General features: G+C 54.6%; 18 protein-coding genes. 10 read left to right on the plus strand and 8 right to left on the minus strand.

The annotated features are described in order from the left end of the window. Positions 1-33: 33 nt before the first annotated feature. Both Dpoa2040_RS16935 and Dpoa2040_RS16940 read right to left on the minus strand, forming a co-directional pair. Entirely contained in the window at positions 34-501 is a 468-nt protein-coding gene (locus tag Dpoa2040_RS16935) for a YhcH/YjgK/YiaL family protein (RefSeq protein ID WP_042868126.1), read from the minus strand. Further along, on the minus strand, positions 488-787 hold the full coding sequence (locus Dpoa2040_RS16940) for a hypothetical protein (RefSeq protein ID WP_146411618.1): 300 nt from the start codon (positions 785-787) through the stop codon (positions 488-490). The genes Dpoa2040_RS16935 and Dpoa2040_RS16940 overlap by 14 nt, the downstream gene beginning before the upstream one ends. A gap of 127 nt (positions 788-914) precedes the next feature. On the opposite strand from Dpoa2040_RS16940, the gene pyrB reads away from it, so the two are divergent. The 4 genes from pyrB to Dpoa2040_RS16960 all read left to right on the plus strand — a co-directional run bounded on the left by pyrB (position 915) and on the right by Dpoa2040_RS16960 (position 3,762). Next, positions 915-1,850, plus strand: coding sequence for an aspartate carbamoyltransferase (gene pyrB, locus Dpoa2040_RS16945; protein ID WP_042868125.1), 936 nt, complete (start codon positions 915-917; stop codon positions 1,848-1,850). A 16-nt stretch (positions 1,851-1,866) separates the two neighbouring features. Then, complete coding sequence (pyrI, locus tag Dpoa2040_RS16950; protein ID WP_042868124.1) at positions 1,867-2,331, plus strand: aspartate carbamoyltransferase regulatory subunit; 465 nt, start codon at positions 1,867-1,869, stop codon at positions 2,329-2,331. A gap of 114 nt (positions 2,332-2,445) precedes the next feature. Further along, entirely contained in the window at positions 2,446-2,832 is a 387-nt protein-coding gene (gene ridA / locus Dpoa2040_RS16955) for a 2-iminobutanoate/2-iminopropanoate deaminase (protein ID WP_042868122.1), read from the plus strand. Between the two features lie 429 nt (positions 2,833-3,261). Then, a complete protein-coding gene (locus Dpoa2040_RS16960; RefSeq protein WP_042868120.1) occupies positions 3,262-3,762 on the plus strand; it encodes a hypothetical protein in 501 nt (166 codons plus the stop codon). Here Dpoa2040_RS16960 and Dpoa2040_RS16965 read toward each other — a convergent pair. Continuing rightward, the gene (locus tag Dpoa2040_RS16965; RefSeq protein WP_168642000.1) at positions 3,759-3,944 is read right to left on the minus strand and encodes a hypothetical protein; all 186 of its coding nucleotides are present in this window, start codon (positions 3,942-3,944) and stop codon (positions 3,759-3,761) included. The two genes, Dpoa2040_RS16960 and Dpoa2040_RS16965, sit on opposite strands and share 4 nt — an antisense overlap. A gap of 296 nt (positions 3,945-4,240) precedes the next feature. Here Dpoa2040_RS16965 and Dpoa2040_RS16970 point away from each other — a divergent pair, with 296 nt between their 5' ends. The 5 genes from Dpoa2040_RS16970 (at position 4,241) to Dpoa2040_RS16990 (ending at position 9,125) form a co-directional block, all read left to right on the plus strand. Next, positions 4,241-4,960 carry an isopentenyl transferase family protein gene (locus tag Dpoa2040_RS16970; RefSeq protein ID WP_042868118.1) on the plus strand — a complete coding sequence of 240 codons (720 nt, stop codon included), beginning with the start codon at positions 4,241-4,243 and terminating at the stop codon, positions 4,958-4,960. A gap of 196 nt (positions 4,961-5,156) precedes the next feature. Beyond that, positions 5,157-6,596: a circularly permuted type 2 ATP-grasp protein gene (locus Dpoa2040_RS16975; RefSeq protein WP_168642073.1), complete on the plus strand. Its 1,440-nt coding sequence runs from the start codon at positions 5,157-5,159 to the stop codon at positions 6,594-6,596. After that, on the plus strand, positions 6,590-7,519 hold the full coding sequence (locus tag Dpoa2040_RS16980) for an alpha-E domain-containing protein (protein ID WP_042868114.1): 930 nt from the start codon (positions 6,590-6,592) through the stop codon (positions 7,517-7,519). Before Dpoa2040_RS16975 ends, Dpoa2040_RS16980 begins: the two co-directional genes overlap by 7 nt. Continuing rightward, complete coding sequence (locus tag Dpoa2040_RS16985) at positions 7,516-8,334, plus strand: transglutaminase family protein (RefSeq protein ID WP_168642001.1); 819 nt, start codon at positions 7,516-7,518, stop codon at positions 8,332-8,334. Before Dpoa2040_RS16980 ends, Dpoa2040_RS16985 begins: the two co-directional genes overlap by 4 nt. Before the next feature lie 56 nt (positions 8,335-8,390). Then, the gene (locus Dpoa2040_RS16990) at positions 8,391-9,125 is read left to right on the plus strand and encodes a proteasome-type protease (RefSeq protein WP_168642002.1); all 735 of its coding nucleotides are present in this window, start codon (positions 8,391-8,393) and stop codon (positions 9,123-9,125) included. Between the two features lie 97 nt (positions 9,126-9,222). Here the strand turns inward: Dpoa2040_RS16990 and Dpoa2040_RS16995 are convergent, their stop codons facing one another. From Dpoa2040_RS16995 to Dpoa2040_RS17015, 5 genes are all read right to left on the minus strand, one after another. Beyond that, positions 9,223-10,830 carry an ABC transporter ATP-binding protein gene (locus Dpoa2040_RS16995; RefSeq protein ID WP_168642003.1) on the minus strand — a complete coding sequence of 536 codons (1,608 nt, stop codon included), beginning with the start codon at positions 10,828-10,830 and terminating at the stop codon, positions 9,223-9,225. Next, positions 10,823-11,644 (minus strand): ABC transporter permease, encoded by an 822-nt coding sequence (locus Dpoa2040_RS17000; protein WP_168642004.1) that lies wholly within the window; start codon positions 11,642-11,644, stop codon positions 10,823-10,825. Before Dpoa2040_RS17000 ends, Dpoa2040_RS16995 begins: the two co-directional genes overlap by 8 nt. 27 nt (positions 11,645-11,671) lie before the next feature. Next, a complete protein-coding gene (locus tag Dpoa2040_RS17005; protein ID WP_168642005.1) occupies positions 11,672-12,670 on the minus strand; it encodes an ABC transporter permease in 999 nt (332 codons plus the stop codon). Positions 12,671-12,686: 16 nt separating this feature from the next. Then, the gene (locus tag Dpoa2040_RS17010; protein WP_042868098.1) at positions 12,687-14,228 is read right to left on the minus strand and encodes an ABC transporter substrate-binding protein; all 1,542 of its coding nucleotides are present in this window, start codon (positions 14,226-14,228) and stop codon (positions 12,687-12,689) included. 70 nt (positions 14,229-14,298) lie between these two features. After that, the gene (locus Dpoa2040_RS17015; protein WP_168642006.1) at positions 14,299-15,207 is read right to left on the minus strand and encodes a homocysteine S-methyltransferase family protein; all 909 of its coding nucleotides are present in this window, start codon (positions 15,205-15,207) and stop codon (positions 14,299-14,301) included. 387 nt (positions 15,208-15,594) lie between these two features. Between Dpoa2040_RS17015 and nrdD the strand changes: the two genes are divergently transcribed. Continuing rightward, complete coding sequence (gene nrdD, locus Dpoa2040_RS17020; RefSeq protein ID WP_168642007.1) at positions 15,595-17,733, plus strand: anaerobic ribonucleoside-triphosphate reductase; 2,139 nt, start codon at positions 15,595-15,597, stop codon at positions 17,731-17,733. Positions 17,734-17,766: the final 33 nt, after the last annotated feature.

Raw genomic sequence — 17,766 nt, forward strand, 5'->3', positions numbered from 1 at the left:
TTATCAGCAAGACAAAAAAATAAAAACAGTCACTTACAACACCAGTGACGCATCAATTTTCACCACGGCCTTGCGTACGTGAGCCGGCTCGCCGACAGCGCACAGCGGCTTGTGCACATCACCGGGGAAGAACACCACGAAATCGCCGGTATGTAACACAAACTGTTTTTCCTGCTCGCCAGCCGGCAGGAACGCGATGTCTTTATCGGCCAGCAAGTCCACGTCCGGTTTGCCTGCCGGCAGATTGCTGAAGGTCATGCCTTCGGTGCCGTTTAACACAATCTGGATATCCAGATATTTCGCGTGATACTCAGCGCGGCGTTTCTCGAACGGCTCCGTGCTGTCGTTCGATACCAGCACAAACATCTTATTGCCGTCGATATCATGTTTACCCAACGGGGTATCGGCGTTGATGTGCTGCTTCACGTACTCAATCGCCTCACGCAGTTTGGCAGGCAGATAGGGAACCAATTCCAGATGCTCGACATTACCGGTAATCATGATCGCTCCTTAAATAATTCAAATAAATTGAAACAATGTTTTGATTGTTTATACTCCTGTCAACATCGGCCCGCCAGTCAACGATAGTAAAAAAGTGATCCGAACGATGCGTTTTCTCTTTCGATGAAACACATCCCGCAACCGATTGCCCACCGCGAAAAGACAGCATTTTTCTGCTTGAATTCACCTCTTCGGCGCGTATAATTCCGAACAATTTGCCGGGAGGGAACATGTTTAACGCTGCCGTTTTTGTGGGTGCCGCACCGCAACTGCCTGTTGGCAGCATGACAGCGTTTTTCCTTCCGTTACCTGATCGATTTATAAAAAAAGCCCCTCGTTGAGGGGCTTTTTTTTGTCTGTCACCACAGCCATTCCGTTTGTTTACCGGCCATAACCGAGGGGAGCATAGCCACATGGTCAATCCGCTATATAAAAGACACATCATCTCAATCAACGATCTCAGCCGGGACGATTTGGAACTGACACTGAAGGTGGCGGCCAGCCTGAAGGCTCATCCGCAGCCGGAACTGCTGAAGCACAAAGTGATTGCCAGCTGTTTCTTTGAAGCATCCACCCGTACCCGTTTGTCGTTTGAAACCGCCATTCATCGGTTAGGGGCCTGCGTCGTTGGGTTTGCCGACAGCAGCAATACCTCGCTTGGCAAGAAAGGCGAGACGTTGTCAGATACCATTTCAGTCATCAGCAACTATGTGGACGCCATCGTAATGCGCCACCCGCAGGAAGGCGCTGCACGGCTGGCGACCGAGTTCTCCGGCGGTGTACCGGTGCTTAATGCCGGCGATGGCGCCAATCAACATCCATCCCAGACGCTGCTGGACCTGTTTACCATTCAGGAAACCCAGGGGCGCTTGAACAATATGAATATCGCCATGGTAGGCGACCTGAAGTATGGCCGCACCGTGCATTCGCTGACCCAGGCTCTGGCCAAGTTCGACGGCAACCGTTTCTACTTCATCTCCCCGGACGCGCTGGCGATGCCGGATTACATCCTCAATATGCTGCAAGAAAAAAACATCCCCTACAGTCTGCACACCAGCATCGAGGAAGTGGCGCCACAACTGGATATTCTGTATATGACCCGCGTACAGAAAGAACGGCTGGACCCGTCGGAGTACATCAACATCAAGTCGCAGTTTATTCTGCGCGCCGCTGACCTCGGTAACGCCCGCGACAATCTGAAAGTGCTGCACCCGCTGCCGCGCATTGATGAAATCACCACAGATGTGGACAGCACGCCCTACGCCTACTACTTCCAACAGGCAGGCAACGGCATTTACGCGCGTCAGGCTCTGCTGGCGTTGGTATTGAACAGCGAACTGGTTCTGTGAGAGAGGAACAGACAACATGACTCACGACAATAAATTACAGGTAGAAGCCATCAAACGCGGCACCGTGATCGACCATATTCCGGCACAGATTGGCTTCAAATTACTGACGCTATTCAAGCTGACCGCCACCGATCAGCGCATTACCATTGGACTCAACCTGCCCTCCAGGCATCTGGGCCGCAAAGATCTCATCAAGATTGAAAACATCTTTCTGACCGAAGAACAGGCCAACCAACTGGCGATGTACGCACCGCAAGCCACCGTCAATCAGATTGACAATTATGAAGTGGTGCGCAAGCTGCACCCGCAATTGCCGTCACACATCGAAGGCGTCCTGACTTGCCCCAACACCAACTGCATCAGCCGTAGCGAACCTGTCAGTTCATCCTTCGGCGTAAAACAGCGCGGCGATGATGTGCAACTGAAGTGTAAATACTGCGAGAAAGAGTTTGAGCGCCAGGCCGTGTTGAACAGCCATTGATACGCGGCGGCCATCAGTAAAACGCCGTCGATTGGCTTGCAGCATTGGCCTGACGGCGAGCTTTTTGGAATAATGCCGAAAGTCGCATCGTTTCAGACACAATCAGGAGAAAATATGTCACGCATTATCAGCACAGAACAGGCTCCAGCCGCCATCGGCCCTTATGTTCAGGGCGTTGACCTGGGCAGCATGATCATCACCTCCGGTCAGATCCCGGTAGACCCGAAAACCGGTCTGGTGCCGGACGACATCACCGCGCAGGCTCGCCAGTCGCTGGCAAACGTGAAAGCCATCGTGGAAGCGGCCGATCTGAAAGTAAGCAACATCGTCAAAACCACCGTGTTCGTAAAAGATCTGAACGACTTCGCCACAGTGAACGCCGCCTATGAAGCGTTCTTCACCGAGCATAACGCGCCGTTTCCGGCCCGCTCTTGTGTGGAAGTGGCGCGCCTGCCGAAAGACGTGAAGATCGAGATCGAAGCTATCGCGGTACGCAGCTAGTCCCCGTCAGCATTGCAGCAGCGACGACAGATTGCGAATATCCTCATTGCTTCATAGAAAACCCCGGTTTAATGCCGGGGTGATTTTTGATCTGACCCGCTGATTTTTTCTGCTGCCAAAAATCTTTTTCCTGAATTACTGCCAGACCAGATGCTGTTTTACCCCGTAAATAACAGCACAGTCAGTTATAATAAAAACAACGGTATTTATTTCGGCCCGCTGAATAGCTCAACTATTTATATCGTTACTCTATTAACTAACGAAGTTTTGCTCAGTAAACTCACATAAAAAAAATTTCTACGATACAAAACATCTGCTTTTAACGCTGCCATAAGATAAACCAATGTAGGAAAATTCCTATATATCAGCAGGGAAATATTAGCGTTAATCTCGTGCCAACATGAAATCAAACACGAGAGACGATATATCATGAGCGTGATAAAAACACAGGCAAAAAATATCAGAACCCTCCCAACCCATAAGTTCAAACCCAATTTAATTGAGCGTATCGCAATAGCCGAGGCGCTATCCTATGAATATTTATCTCTTTTACCTTTAGCCAACACACTCATTAGCAAAGAGATATCCATATCATGGAAGGAAGTTATTATTTTTATGGGTGATGATAATATTAATTTCACAATTAAAAATATTGGAAAATATAAAGTAGAAGGAGTGATAACCTCATCACATGGTTATTTTGATGAGATTTCATCATCTACAGAAAAAAGAAAAATAACTTTACATCGCCTGCCTCTAAACAAAAAAATTTCTTATAAAAAAAACAGTAACGTATGGTGTTTTTGTTTGCCAGGGAAAATGTACAACAGCAAGTTAGATATTTATGGAAAATGGCGAGATGGTTTATATGAACATTTAAACCGTATTATGACTGGTTTTTTGCACACAAGAAAAGCTACCGTATTCTAAATATTCGTGCTGCCGGGCAGATGGTCGGCATGTTGAACAACGCCACGCGTTGGTCCCTTTAGGGCAAGGCTGATTCGAGCCTTGTCACGCGGCAAGTGAGTGGCAAATTCGTTGGGCACGAATGTGACCAGCCAACGGCTGGCCTCCGGTGATAGTCCGGTAATAGACAGGATGTCTCTCATTTCATCCCGATGAGCTTATTACTCAGACCAGTGATTCTGGCGAGCGACAACGCTGCTGGCAGCAACCTCACAGAGGCAAGGCACAAGGATGTGCCGAGTAATACCTGCAATGTAAAGTATGGCGGGTATAACGCAGCGAATCTCCGCTGATTGACATAACAAGAACCTAATCGACTTACATCGTTTTAAACGTTACTGACAAAAAACAGCACCACAGGGCCGAGGAATCCAGCCAGCGCACTAGCGTGCCTGAAATATGGCGGATATATCAGATAGAATTGTCTAAAGGAGAGCATATGAATACGGTACTTTATCTTTTGTGGGGTGTGACATCCATGGGAAAAACATCCTATTCAGTCATGCTTGCAAAAAAATATGGTTTACCTGTGATTGCACTGGACAGGTTTCAAGGGTATCCAGAGATTATGACCGGGAGTGGCGCGCCTGACCATAGTGAATTACAGGGGACAGAAAGGATATATATTACCCCATCAAGAAATCTGATTGAAAAGGTTGTATCTCCGGAGGAGGCTCATCATATTCTTAAACAAAAAACATCCATATCATTAGCAAAACACCCAAGTATTATCATTGAAGGCGGCTCAGTATCATTACTGAAAAACATGATCTCTGATTATTACTGGACATCTTTCTCATGGCGAATAAAAAAATTCCTCATCCCATCCCAAAAAGATTTTATCGAAAGAGCAAAAAAAAGAGTATCCATGATGGTCTATCCTAAAAACGACAGACCCTCAATACTACAAGAAACCAGTATTTTCTTTAGGAAACATCATACCGTGGAACCATTAGCAGATATTGATGGCTATCGTATAATAATTCAGTACTGTAAGGAAAATAATATAAATTATGATTCTCTTGATAAACTCCCGGACCATGAAAAAGATAATATAACTAATCTGATTACACATGAGTATTATGAACATGCCTTATGGCAGGAAAAGAGCTTCCCTGGGTTCCCTCCTTCATGGTCATGGGTAATGTTACAGGATTAACCCTTCAAATATTCTGGTCATCATAATCTGGCAGCGCTTCGCTTCATCACCTCGCTATAGCGCAACCTTCAGGATAATTTGCACCACCATGGTGCGAATTATCCTTATTCTTAGCGATAAGTAGCTCATTTACCACGCTGGCACGCTTCCTGCATTTCCGTTGTATCCTCCCTCAAACGGAATGCAAAGGATGACAATGATAAAAATGACGCTTCCGACCGCGCCTTACTACGATGAAATGCTCAACGCAGAAGGCAGGCAACGCCAGCACTACGACGCTTACTGGCAATGGTTGCAGCAGACCGACCAGTACGCTATCCGCCAGAAGAAAGAGCAGGCGGAATTACTGTTTCACCGGGTGGGAATTACTTTTAATGTCTACGGCGAAGAAGGCGGCACCGAACGCCTGATCCCCTTTGACAGTGTGCCGCGCATTATTCCAGCTCATGAATGGAAAATGCTGGACCTCGGCATTCGCCAGCGGGTCAAGGCGCTCAACGCCTTCCTTTATGATATCTATCACCAGCAGCACATTCTCAACGCCGGCATCGTTCCCCGTGAACAGGTGCTGGCCAACGACCAATACCAGCCTTGTATGCAGGGTATTGATCTGCATAACAACATCTATGCGCACATCACCGGTATCGATATGGTGCGCAATAGCTACGGCCACTATTACGTGCTGGAAGACAACCTGCGCACACCATCCGGGGTTTCCTACATGCTGGAGAACCGCAAAATGATGATGCGCCTCTATCCGGACCTGTTCGCCAGCCAACACATTGCGCCGGTGGAGCGTTACCCCAGTTATTTGTTGCAGACGCTGCGGGAAAGCACCCACATTGACGACCCAACGGTGGTAGTGATGACGCCGGGCCGCTTCAACAGCGCCTACTTCGAGCACAGCTTCCTCGCCCAACAAATGGGGGTAGAACTGGTGGAAAGCGCGGATCTGTTTGTCAAAGAAGGCGCCGTGTATATGCGCACCACCGAAGGTCCGTGCCGGGTAGATGTCATCTATCGTCGCATTGACGATGCCTTTCTTGACCCGCTGGCGTTCCGTGCCGATTCGATGCTCGGCGTGCCAGGATTGCTGTCGGTATACCGCGCAGGCGGCGTGGTACTGGCGAATGCAATCGGTACCGGCGTGGCAGATGACAAATCCATCTACCCTTACGTACCGGAGATGATCCGTTTTTACCTGTCTGAGGAGCCTATTCTCGGCAATATCCCCACCTGGCAGTGCCGCAAACCGGACGATCTCAGCTACGTGCTGGCCCATCTCGACAGCATGGTGGTGAAAGAGGTCCACGGCGCAGGAGGCTACGGTATGTTGGTCGGTCCCAAATCCACCCGCCAGCAAATCGACGATTTCCGTCAACGGCTGCTGGCCAACCCCGGCAACTACATCGCTCAGGATACGCTGGCGCTCTCCACCTGCCCGACATTCGTCGAGGAAGGACTGGCCCCGCGTCATATCGACCTGCGCCCGTTTGTGCTGTATGGCGAGGAGATCCGGCTGGTACCCGGCGGTCTGACCCGCGTAGCACTGACGGAAGGCTCGCTGGTGGTGAATTCCTCGCAAGGCGGCGGCACTAAAGACACCTGGGTGATGGAGGAGGACGAATCATGCTAAGCCGTACTGCCAGCGAACTTTACTGGATGGCCCGTTATCTGGAACGGGCAGAGAGCGTCGCCCGCGTGCTGGACGTCACCTACAAACTGTCGATGATGCCGCGCCACAGCCAGCAGCAGCATGATCTGGCGCTGCCGCTCAACCTGACGTTCACCCATGATCTGTTTCAGCAGCGCTACGCCCGCTTCACCATGAACAATCTGCTGAACTTCTTCGCATTGGATAGCCATAACCCCAGCAGCATCTACAGTTGCATCGAAATGGCGTGGAACAATGCGCACGCGGTGCGTGGCAGCCTGTCATCCGAGGTGTGGGAGTGCATCAACACCACCCGCATCGACATCCGCAATCTGCGCCAGTCCGGTGTTGATAAGATAGGCATCGACGCCTTTTTCGACTGGGTGAAAGAGCGCGCGCATCTGTTTCGCGGCGCGATGTTCGGCACCCTGCTGCGTAACGACGCCCAATGTTTTATTCGTATCGGTACCTTGATCGAACGGTCGTTCGCTACCGCCCAGCTACTGACCATCAAGGATCAGCAACTCAATAACGACCTGGACCCGGTGCGCGAATACTACCGGCTCGATACCCTGCTGCGTGCGGTGAGCGCCCGCGAAGCCTACCACAGCATCTATCGCCAGCCCATCAGCCGGGAAACCGTCACCGAACTGCTGGTATTGCGCAATGACGTACCGCGTTCGCTACATGCCTGCGTGGGCGATCTGGTGCAACAACTGGAGATGATCGGCAGCGAAAGAGCACGCATCCCACAGCGGCTGGCGCATCTGCTGCACGTAGAACTGCGCTTCGGTTCGCTCGACGACATACTGGCCGATGACCTGCAACACTACCTCAACCGTTTCCTCACCAAAATCAACGAACTGGCTGACAGTATTCGTCATACCTATCTGGAGGCGCTATGAAACTGACCATCAATCACCTGACCCACTATCGTTACGATGAAGAGGTGAAATTCAGCACCCAGTACCTGCGACTGACGCCGCAAAGCTCTGCCCGCCAGCATATTCGGGAGTGGAAACTGACGCTGCCCACGCCCGCCGTCGCCACCACCGATGCTTACGGCAATCTGATGCATGTGTTGACGCTGGATAGCCCGCATCACGATATTCTGATCCACGCTCAGGGTGTGGTGGAAATCGCCGATAATGCAGAAGAGACATGGGAGGGGGAGGATGGACTGTCACCACTGGTGTTTTTACGCAGCACTGCGCTGACTGAAGCGGATGAGGCGATCCGGACCTTCGCCCAGCGCTATTATCAGGAAGCTGACCCCGTCGGCAGCCTGGAAACGTTGATGGCGGAATTACAGCTGAAAATGCCGTATACTCCCGGCGCAACGCAAGTGCAAGATACGGCCTGCGTCGCGTTTGCCAAAGGCAAAGGTGTTTGTCAGGATCACACCCATGTATTTCTGGCCTGCTGCCGCAGCCTGCGCATTCCAGCGCGTTACGTCAGCGGTTATGTCTATAGCCGGGATACCACGCATGTCGCTATGCACGCCTGGGCTGAGGTGTGGCTCAACGAGCGCTGGCACAGTTTTGACATCACCAACAACACCCGCAAGCTCAATCAGCATTTGCGCCTTGCGGTAGGGATGGATTATCTGGATGCCTGCCCGGTGCGCGGCAGCCGCCTTGGCGGCGGATGTGAAGAGATGTTCTCAGAGGCGGCGGTAAGCCTGTTCGTACGCCAGCAACAGGTGCAACAGCAGCAGTGACGAGAACGATGGTTCCTGTTTTCGTTTAGTCGGTAAAATCGCTAAAAAGGTACTGTATGACCTACTGTGTGGCCATGCGTCTGTCTGACGGGCTGGTTTTTGCTTCCGACTCCCGCACCAATGCGGGGGTTGATCACATTGCGACCTTCAGAAAGCTTCATGTATTCCATCAGGAAGGGGAACGGGTTTTGGTTATCCAGTCGGCGGGCAATCTTGCTACGACCCAAAGCATCATCAGCCTGCTCAAAGCGCGTATCCACGCCCAGCACACGCCCAACCTGATGCAAACCAGTACGTTGTATGAAGCCGCCACACTGGTGGGTGAAACCGTGCGCGAGGTTATCCACCGCGACAGTCTGGCCCAGCAAAGCGGCAGCACCACCAATTTTGGCTGCAACCTGTTGCTCGGCGGCCAGATTGGCGATGAAGCCCCCCGGCTATTCCATATCTACCCGGAAGGGAATTTCATTGAAGCCACTGCCGATACGCCCTATTTCCAGATAGGCGAAAGCAAATACGGCAAGCCGATTATCGACCGGGTGCTAACGGTAGATACCCCGCTGGAACAGGCGATGTGCTGTGCACTGATTTCGATTGACTCAACATTGCGCAGCAACCTGTCGGTCGGCCTGCCGCTGGACGTGATGATGTATCGGGCGGGCAGCTTTGATATCAGCGAACAGCGCCGCATCACCGAAAACGACCCTTACTTCATCGTCATTCGTAAAGCCTGGTCGGAAGGGCTGCTGAACACCTTCCGGCAGTTGCCGCCGTTTCCGGCACAAGAGTAAAGTACCGCCGAAACCGCGATCCTCAATATCTCTGGTGTCATACCGGGTACTTGCCCGGTATGAACGGATGATACGCTTATACCCACCACGTATTTGATTACGGCAATACCGCGCTTTGGTTAGCCATCACATCCCGCAGCCAGTCGCAGCGCATTTCCGGCACCGCCAGCAGCAGTTGCTGCGTGTAGTCGTCCAGTGGCGGCGACAGCGCTTGCATCACTGGTCCCTGCCGGACAATATGACCATGACGCAGCACCGCCACGGTGTCGGCCACTTCGCGCACCACATGCAAATCATGGGTGATGAACAGGTAGGCGACGCCGGTTTCCTGCTGAATATGGCGCAGCAGCGCGAGCACGTCACGGGCCACCAGCGGGTCAAGCGCGGAGGTTGGCTCGTCGCAGATGATAAGCGACGGCTGCGCCGCCAGCGCACGGGCAATACAGACCCGCTGTTTTTGACCGCCAGACAGCGCAGTGGGATAACGCTGCGCCATCTCCGCAGGCAATCCAACCTGATGCAGCAAGTCACTGACGCGTAAACGTCGTGCGGCGGCGTCAAGTTCGGTCAGGCACACCATCGACCGTTCAATCTGCACGCCGACTGGCAGACGCGGATTGAGCGCGGTGTCCGGGTGCTGGTGAATCATCTGGATCGATTGCAATTGAGCACGAGTGCGCTGCGCCAGTTTCGGCGGCAGCGCGTCGCCATTGAGCCGAATCTCGCCGCCTGCTGGCTCCAGCAGGCCACACAGGGTTCGCCCCAGCGTCGATTTGCCGGAACCGGATTCACCGATCACCGCCAGCGTACGCCCACGCGCCAGTTGTAGCGACACATCCTGCAACACCGGTTGCTGTTGGTAACGTGCGCCAAGATGGCGGACATCCAACAGCAGGTCGTCTGTTGCCGGTTGCGGCGCTTTGGGTTCACCGCGTGCCTGTAACAGTTCGCGGGTATACGTTTCAGTTGGGTTTGCCAACAGCGACGCCGTGTCGCCGATCTCTACCTGACGGCCATGGCGCAACACCATGATGCGGTGGCTGAGTTGCGCCACCACCGCCAGATCATGACTGATATACAACGCGGCCACGCCGGTCAGGCGGATAATCTCATCAATCGCATTGAGCACCCCCAATTGGGTGGTGACATCCAGCGCGGTGGTCGGTTCGTCAAAAATAATCAAATCGGGACCGGCACACATCGCCATCGCCATCATCGCGCGCTGCAACTGTCCGCCGGATACCTGATGCGGATAACGCTGGAAGAAGGTTTGCGGCTCCGGCAACGACAGTTGGGTAAACAGTTCGATTGCCCGTGCAATCGCCTGCCGGCGCGACAGCACGCCATGACACACCGCGGCTTCAATCACCTGTTCGCCGATACGCTGCGCCGGGTTGAACGAGGCGCTGGCGGACTGCGCCACATACGCGATGCGCGCACCGCGCACCCGCCGTAGCTGCCGCTCTGATAACGTCGCCAGATCGCTGCTGTTATCGCCGCACTGAAACCAGATGTGCCCACTTTCGATACGCATTCCATGGCGACAGTGACCGAGAATCGCCTGGCCGATAGTGGACTTACCGGCGCCGGATTCACCAATCAACCCCAGTACTTCCCCTTTATTGAGGGTAAAGTTGATGTCCTGCACCAGTGCCCGACCGCCCGCTGTTACGCACAACTGTTCAACCCGCAGCAACTCACTCATGATGGCCTCCGCGCCAGTTGCGCCCGTCACGGCTTAGCAGCCAGTCGGCCACCACATTGAGCGACACCGCCAGCAGAACAATGGCTGCCCCCGGTACCAGCGCCGCCCACACGCCAAACAGAATGCCGTCTTTGTTATCGCGCGCCAGCCCGCCCCAGTCGGCGGTCGGCGGCTGAATCCCTAATCCCAGAAACGACAGCGCCGACAGGAACAGCAAAATAAAGATGAAACGCAGTGCAAACTCCGCCACCAGCGTGTTGCGCGCATTCGGCAAAATCTCGCGCCACAGAATCCAGCCCATCGACTCGCCGCGCAGCCGCGCCACCTCAATGAACTCCTGGGTGGCGATATCCACCGACAGCGAACGCGCTACCCGCAGCACACGGGTGGCTTCCAGCACGCCCAGCACCAGAATGATGATAAAGGTACTTTTCGGCAGCATCGCCAACACCACCAACGCCAGAATCAGTGTCGGGATCGCCATCAGCACATCGTTGATGCGTGAAATCAGTTGATCGACCCAGCCGCCGCATACCCCAGCCAAAAAACCCAGCCCGGCTCCCAGCACAAATGCCAGTGCTGCAGCCAGCGCAGTCACCGCCAGCGAGGTACGCGTTCCCCAAATCAAACGGGAAAACAGGTCACGACCGATATTGTCGGTGCCGAGCCACGCCTGCGGCATCGGGCCCAACCAGGCGCCGCCAACCACCTTATCGACCGGGTAAGGCGCAATCCAGGGCGCCAACAGCGCCACGCCAATAAACAGGCCCAGCCCCAGCAAGCCGAGTACTACGGAAGGTTTCACAGCAGGCATGTACAGATATCCATTCAGTTGACGGCATTACTGCCGGGCATGGCGCAGACGTGGATTCGCCATCAGCGATACCACATCCGCCAGCAGATTAAGCAGGATGTAAATCGTCGCCAGCACCAGCGCGCAGCCCTGAATCACCGGCATGTCGCGTTTACTGATGCTATCGACCATGTACTGCCCAAGCCCAGGGTAAACAAACACGCTTTCGACGATCACCACGCCTACCATCAGGTAGGCGAGATTAAGCACAATCACATTGATGATCGGTCCCCAGGCATTAGGCAGTACGTGGCGCAGCAGAATAGCCGAAGGCGACACCCCTTTCAGCAATGCCGTATCGACATAGGCCGCGTTTTGAGCGCTGATTAACGCCGCACGGGTCATGTTGCTCATGTGCCCCAGCACCGCCAGCACCAGCGTCAGGCACGGCAGCGCGATGGCGGTCAAATGCGCGCCGAACGGCATAGCGTTGCTGATGCTGCTGTTGCTTGGCAGCCAGAACAGGGTGATGGAAAAAATCAGAATCAACAGGTAGCCGGAGAAAAACTCCGGCAACGCCACCGCGACACGGGCAAACAGATTGAGCAGCCGGTCCAGCCAACTGCCCTGATAACGCACCGACAAGAAGCCTATCAGCAGCGCCAGCGGCACTGCCACCGCCGCCGTGCACCCGGCCAGAAACAGCGTATTCTCCAGCCGCCAGGCCAGCACCGGCGCAATCGCCTGACGGCTGGTAAAGCTCTGACCGAAATCGCCGCCGATCACGCCCCACAGCCAGCCGATATAACGGGAAAACGCAGGTTGATCCAACCCCAGTTGGGCATTGAGCGCCCGCACTGCTTCCGGCGTCGCCGTCTGTCCCAGAATGGCGGTGGCGGCATTGCCCGGCAACAGTTGGATACCGGCGAAAATCAGCGCCGATACGACAGCTACCATCGCTACCCCCGCCAGCAAACGCCGCAGGATCAACGTCAACAGCGGGTAACGGTCAGCCCAGTGATAAAGCCCCGTCCATCGGTGAAACATCGTCACGTTACCTGCCTCAGGCCAGCCACACTTTTTCCGCTGCACGGTTGCCGCTCAGCGGGAAGCCCGGAATGGCATTCAATCCCTTCACGTTGGTACTGCAGGCGTCAAGCGCGTCGGCGTACAGCGGAATGATTTCGCTGCTGTTGTCCACCAGCATCACCTGAATATCGTGATAGATCTGACGGCGCTTATCTTCGTTGACTTCACCACGCGCCGCACGCACCAACTGATCGAAAGAATCGTTCTTCCAGGCTGATTCGTTCCACGGTGCCTGACTGGTGAACACCAGCGACAGCAACGCGTCGGCAGTCGGACGTACCGACCAGTTGGAGGAGACAAACGGTTTTTTCATCCAGACATTGTCCCAGAAAGCATCGTCTGGCTCGCGCTCCACATTGAGCGTAATACCGGCTTTCTGTGCTGACGCCTGATACAACTGACCGGCATCCACCGCGCCGGGGAAACCGGCATCAGCGACAGAGAGCGTCAGTGGGCCGCTGAAACCGGCTTTCTGCCAGTGCCATTTGGCTTTTTCCGGGTCGTACGGACGCTGGGGAATATCCTTGGCGAAGTAACGGTTAGACGGGAAAATCGGGTTATCGTTGGCAACGCTGGCGTAGCCGCCCAACACGGTATCGATAATCTGCTGGCGATCAATCGCGTATTTCAGCGCCAGTCGGCCATCTTCATTGTTGAACGGTGCGACATTGCTCAAACCGGGGAAGGTGAAAATCTGGCTGTCACGCGAGCGTAACAGTTGCAGGGTCGGCATGTTCTGAATGCGACCGACGATACGCGGATTGACGCGGTTGATGATATGCGCCGACCCACTCACCAGCGCCGCCACACGGGCGGTGGAGTCGTTCATTGCCAGCGTTTCGACTGAATCGACATGGCCGCGCTCGCTGTTCCAGTGATTCGGGTTGCGTTTCACCAGCGTGCGCACACCCGGCTGGAAGCTTTCCAGAATAAAAGCGCCGGTGCCGATGCCTTTGTCAAAGCTTTCGTTTTCCGGGGTAATGGCAAAGTGCACATCGCTCAGCAGCGCGATGAATTCCACGTTCGGTTCGCTCAGGCGGATGGTCACTTCATGGCTGCCGGTAGCGTCCATCGTCACCACCGGGTCGAGATAGCCTTTCACCGACGAGCTGGATTTCTCGCCACGGTGGTGATTGAGCGAGTAGATCACGTCTTTGGCGCTGAGCGTGCGGCCATCATGGAACTGCACGCCTTTGCGAATAGTCAACACCCAGGTGCGACCACCGTCTTTGCTGTCCCAGGATTCGGCCAGCGACGGCACCAGTTCGCCTTTTTCATCCAGCTCCAGCAGGTTATTAAACAGTTGGGAACCCACGAAATACATATAAGTTTCGAACCAAAATGCCGGGTCGAGACGGTCAGTGCTGGAGGCGTTATCCACCCCGACAATCAGGTGGCCACCTTTTTTCGGTTGTGCAACCGCGTCCGCTCCCCAGGCAGCGCTCAGCGGCCAGCCGGTAGTGGCCGCCGCGACGGACAGGGCGCAGGCGCTCTTAATAAAATGGCGACGATTCATATTGTGTTCCCTTCCTAGAATGCTTATCCGTTAAGGATGGTTATTATCGTTATAAAAATAACCGCCGGGATTACCCCTGACGGTTGAACGCCTGTGCCAGACGGGCGATGTGTTCCGGGCCAATGCCGCAGCAGCCGCCGACTATCGACGCCCCCTGCGCCACCCATTCCTGCGCCCATTGCAGGTAGCCTTCCGGGTGCGTATCAGTGCGCAAGCGGCTCAGTCCTTCGTTCGCGCCACGCTGGTTATCGTCAGGCTCGAAGGCATTGGCATACACGCCCACCCCCATCGCGGCAGGTTGTGCTTTCAGCGTCGCACTCGCCTGCGCCACCGCCGACGCCATCACTTCCGGGCGGCTACAGTTGAACAGCAGGTTAGCTGCCCCCAGGCGGGCGGCCTCCTGCGCGGCAGCGGCCACGGTTTCACCAGAGCGCAGGCGGGCGTGACCGTCGGCGTCCAGTTCATCCTGCAAGGTGAATGACAGCCACAGTTCACGCGGATCGTTCGCCAGTAGTTCGCGCACCAGCGCCACTTCCGCCAGCGAGCTTTGCGTTTCCGCCAGCCACACATCCACGTAGGGGTTCAGGGCATCGATCAGTGTTTTCAGAATCGGCGTCGCGGCAGCGACGTTGAACAAATCCGGACGATAAGACCCCAGCACCGGCGGCAGCGAACCGGCGACACGCACCGGGTGCGACGCGGCATCCGCCGCCTGACGCGCCAGTTGCCCGGCCAGCACCGCCAGCGCCTGACCACGAGCGTTAAACTCCGCATCGCCAATATGAAAAGGCACCACGGCATAGCTGTTGGCGGTAATCACCTGCGCGCCGGCAGCAATAAAGCTGTCATGTACCTGACGCACATACTGCGGCGACTCCATCAGCGCCAGCGCCGACCACTCCGGCTGACGAAAAGGAGCACCAATACGAGCCAGTTCACGACCCATTCCTCCGTCCAGAATCAGCACGTTGTTTGCCATCGTCTTTCCTTCATCACGTCATTACGTAAAAAAATCTTCTGCCACCATACAAAAACCCCATATAGATGTCTAGATGCCTTGATAGCCAAAAGCACAGACTGTCATCAGGCCAGTGGTGGCGGGGCTGGCAGCGCACTCAGTCATTTTTGTTTATTATTTGTTCAAGACTGATTTCTCTACGATGCTCAAATTTCCTTGAGCCAGGTCAATTTTAGCGCAATAAAACTGCCCCCCCTTACAGGCGAATTCAATATATAGTGTCTATCCTTTTACAGAAACCTACATATTGTGTTTATCCACAAAACCATCCACAGCCTCTACGTCCGTGGTCAGACGTGGTTTTTGCCTGTGGATAACCTCAACAAAGGAAACACACCGAGGAATAACATGAAACCAGTAGTGATTAAGCGGGACGGATGTCAGGTACCTTTTGACGAAAACCGAATCAATGACGCGGTCCTCAAAGCGGCCAAAGCCGCTGACGTGGATGATGCGGACTACTGTGCCACCGTCGCCGCTGCCGTCGCTCAGCAAATGCAAGGGAAAGCGCGCGTTGATATTCGTGAGATCCAAAACGCGGTGGAAAACCTGCTGATGTCCGGCAAATACAAGCAACTGGCGCGCACCTATATTGAATACCGCCATGATCGTGATGTGGCGCGCGAGCGTCAGGGCCGGTTAAATCAGGAAATCCGCGGATTGGTGGAACAGAGCAATATGGCCCTGCTCAACGAAAACGCCAATAAAGACAGCAAAGTCATCCCTACTCAACGCGACCTGCTGGCGGGCATTGTCGCCAAACATTACGCCAAACAGCACATTCTGCCGCGCGACGTGGTGCTGGCTCACGAACGCGGCGAGATTCACTACCACGACCTCGACTATTCGCCGTTCTTCCCGATGTTCAACTGTATGCTGATAGACCTCAACGGCATGTTGACGCAGGGCTTCAAGATGGGCAACGCGGAAATCGAGCCGCCGAAGTCTATCTCCACCGCCACGGCGGTCACCGCGCAGATCATCGCGCAGGTCGCCAGCCATATCTACGGCGGCACCACCATCAACCGTATTGATGAAATTCTGGCGCCGTTCGTTACCGCCAGCCATGAAAAACACAGTGCCGTCGCCCGCGAATGGCAGATTCCCAACGCCGAAGACTACGCGCGCAGCCGTACCGAAAAAGAGTGCTACGACGCCTTCCAGTCGCTGGAATATGAAGTCAACACCCTGCACACCGCCAACGGCCAGACGCCGTTCGTCACCTTCGGCTTCGGTCTAGGCACCAGTTGGCAGTCACGGTTGATTCAACAGTCCATCCTGCGTAATCGCATCGCCGGGCTTGGCAAAAACCACAAAACGGCGGTGTTCCCGAAACTGGTGTTCGCCATCCGCGACGGCGTCAACCACAAGCCGGGCGATGTGAATTACGACATCAAACAACTGGCGCTGGAATGCGCCAGCAAGCGCATGTATCCGGACATCCTCAATTACGATCAGGTGGTTAACGTCACCGGTTCGTTCAAAACGCCGATGGGCTGCCGTAGCTTCCTTGGCGTGTACGAAGAAAACGGCGAGCAGATCCACGATGGCCGCAATAACCTGGGCGTCATCAGCCTCAACCTGCCGCGTATCGCGCTGGAAGCCCAGGGTGATGAAGCGCGCTTCTGGCAATTGCTGGACAAGCGACTGCTGCTGGCGAAAAAAGCACTGATGACGCGTATCGCGCGGCTGGAAAATGTAAAAGCCCGTGTAGCGCCTATACTTTATATGGAAGGGGCCTGTGGCGTACGCCTGAAAGCAGACGACAATATCGCCGAGATTTTCAAGAATGGCCGCGCATCTATTTCGCTGGGCTATATCGGGGTTCACGAAACCATCAACGCGTTGTTCAGCAATCAGGCGCATGTGTTTGATGATGAAACTCTACGCCAGAAAGCGGTGGCGATTGTCGCGCACCTGAAGGCCGCCACCGAAAGCTGGAAGGAAGAAACCGGTTATGGTTTCAGCCTCTACAGTACGCCAAGCGAAAACCTGTGCGACCGCTTCTGTCGTCTGGATACGGCTGAATTCGGCGTAGTGGCTGGCGTCACCGACAAGGGCTACTACACCAACAGCTTCCATCTCGACGTGGAGAAAAAGGTCAATCCATATCAGAAGATCGACTTTGAGGCCCCTTATCCGCCGCTGGCAAATGGCGGTTTTATCTGTTACGGCGAGTATCCTAACCTGCAGCACAATCTCAAGGCGCTGGAGGACGTATGGGACTACAGCTACACCCGTGTCCCTTATTACGGCACCAATACGCCAATCGACGAGTGCTACGAGTGCGGTTTTACCGGCGAGTTCAACTGTACCAGCAAAGGCTTTACCTGCCCGCAGTGCGGTAATCACGACGCCTCGCGCGTCTCGGTAACACGGCGGGTGTGCGGCTATCTGGGCAGCCCGGATGCGCGTCCGTTTAATGCCGGCAAGCAGGAAGAGGTCAAACGCCGGGTAAAACACCTTGCCAGTGGGCAACTGGGCTGACAGTCTGCGCGGTGCGCTCGGTGGGCGCGGTCC

Origin of the sequence: Dickeya sp. CFBP 2040, from assembly GCF_012273755.1 — a bacterium.
In the GTDB taxonomy this organism is placed as follows: Bacteria; Pseudomonadota; Gammaproteobacteria; order Enterobacterales; family Enterobacteriaceae; genus Dickeya; species Dickeya poaceiphila.

Excerpts from the sequence above, each read along its gene's own strand:
- Dpoa2040_RS16935 (WP_042868126.1), bottom strand. The coding sequence starts at position 501 with ATGATTACCGGTAATGTCGAGCATCTGGAATTGGTTCCCTATCTGCCT.
- Dpoa2040_RS16940 (WP_146411618.1), bottom strand. The coding sequence starts at position 787 with ATGCTGCCAACAGGCAGTTGCGGTGCGGCACCCACAAAAACGGCAGCG.
- pyrB (WP_042868125.1), top strand. The coding sequence starts at position 915 with ATGGTCAATCCGCTATATAAAAGACACATCATCTCAATCAACGATCTC.
- pyrI (WP_042868124.1), top strand. The coding sequence starts at position 1,867 with ATGACTCACGACAATAAATTACAGGTAGAAGCCATCAAACGCGGCACC.
- ridA (WP_042868122.1), top strand. The coding sequence starts at position 2,446 with ATGTCACGCATTATCAGCACAGAACAGGCTCCAGCCGCCATCGGCCCT.
- Dpoa2040_RS16960 (WP_042868120.1), top strand. The coding sequence starts at position 3,262 with ATGAGCGTGATAAAAACACAGGCAAAAAATATCAGAACCCTCCCAACC.
- Dpoa2040_RS16965 (WP_168642000.1), bottom strand. The coding sequence starts at position 3,944 with ATGAGAGACATCCTGTCTATTACCGGACTATCACCGGAGGCCAGCCGT.
- Dpoa2040_RS16970 (WP_042868118.1), top strand. The coding sequence starts at position 4,241 with ATGAATACGGTACTTTATCTTTTGTGGGGTGTGACATCCATGGGAAAA.
- Dpoa2040_RS16975 (WP_168642073.1), top strand. The coding sequence starts at position 5,157 with ATGATAAAAATGACGCTTCCGACCGCGCCTTACTACGATGAAATGCTC.
- Dpoa2040_RS16980 (WP_042868114.1), top strand. The coding sequence starts at position 6,590 with ATGCTAAGCCGTACTGCCAGCGAACTTTACTGGATGGCCCGTTATCTG.
- Dpoa2040_RS16985 (WP_168642001.1), top strand. The coding sequence starts at position 7,516 with ATGAAACTGACCATCAATCACCTGACCCACTATCGTTACGATGAAGAG.
- Dpoa2040_RS16990 (WP_168642002.1), top strand. The coding sequence starts at position 8,391 with ATGACCTACTGTGTGGCCATGCGTCTGTCTGACGGGCTGGTTTTTGCT.
- Dpoa2040_RS16995 (WP_168642003.1), bottom strand. The coding sequence starts at position 10,830 with ATGAGTGAGTTGCTGCGGGTTGAACAGTTGTGCGTAACAGCGGGCGGT.
- Dpoa2040_RS17000 (WP_168642004.1), bottom strand. The coding sequence starts at position 11,644 with ATGCCTGCTGTGAAACCTTCCGTAGTACTCGGCTTGCTGGGGCTGGGC.
- Dpoa2040_RS17005 (WP_168642005.1), bottom strand. The coding sequence starts at position 12,670 with ATGTTTCACCGATGGACGGGGCTTTATCACTGGGCTGACCGTTACCCG.
- Dpoa2040_RS17010 (WP_042868098.1), bottom strand. The coding sequence starts at position 14,228 with ATGAATCGTCGCCATTTTATTAAGAGCGCCTGCGCCCTGTCCGTCGCG.
- Dpoa2040_RS17015 (WP_168642006.1), bottom strand. The coding sequence starts at position 15,207 with ATGGCAAACAACGTGCTGATTCTGGACGGAGGAATGGGTCGTGAACTG.
- nrdD (WP_168642007.1), top strand. The coding sequence starts at position 15,595 with ATGAAACCAGTAGTGATTAAGCGGGACGGATGTCAGGTACCTTTTGAC.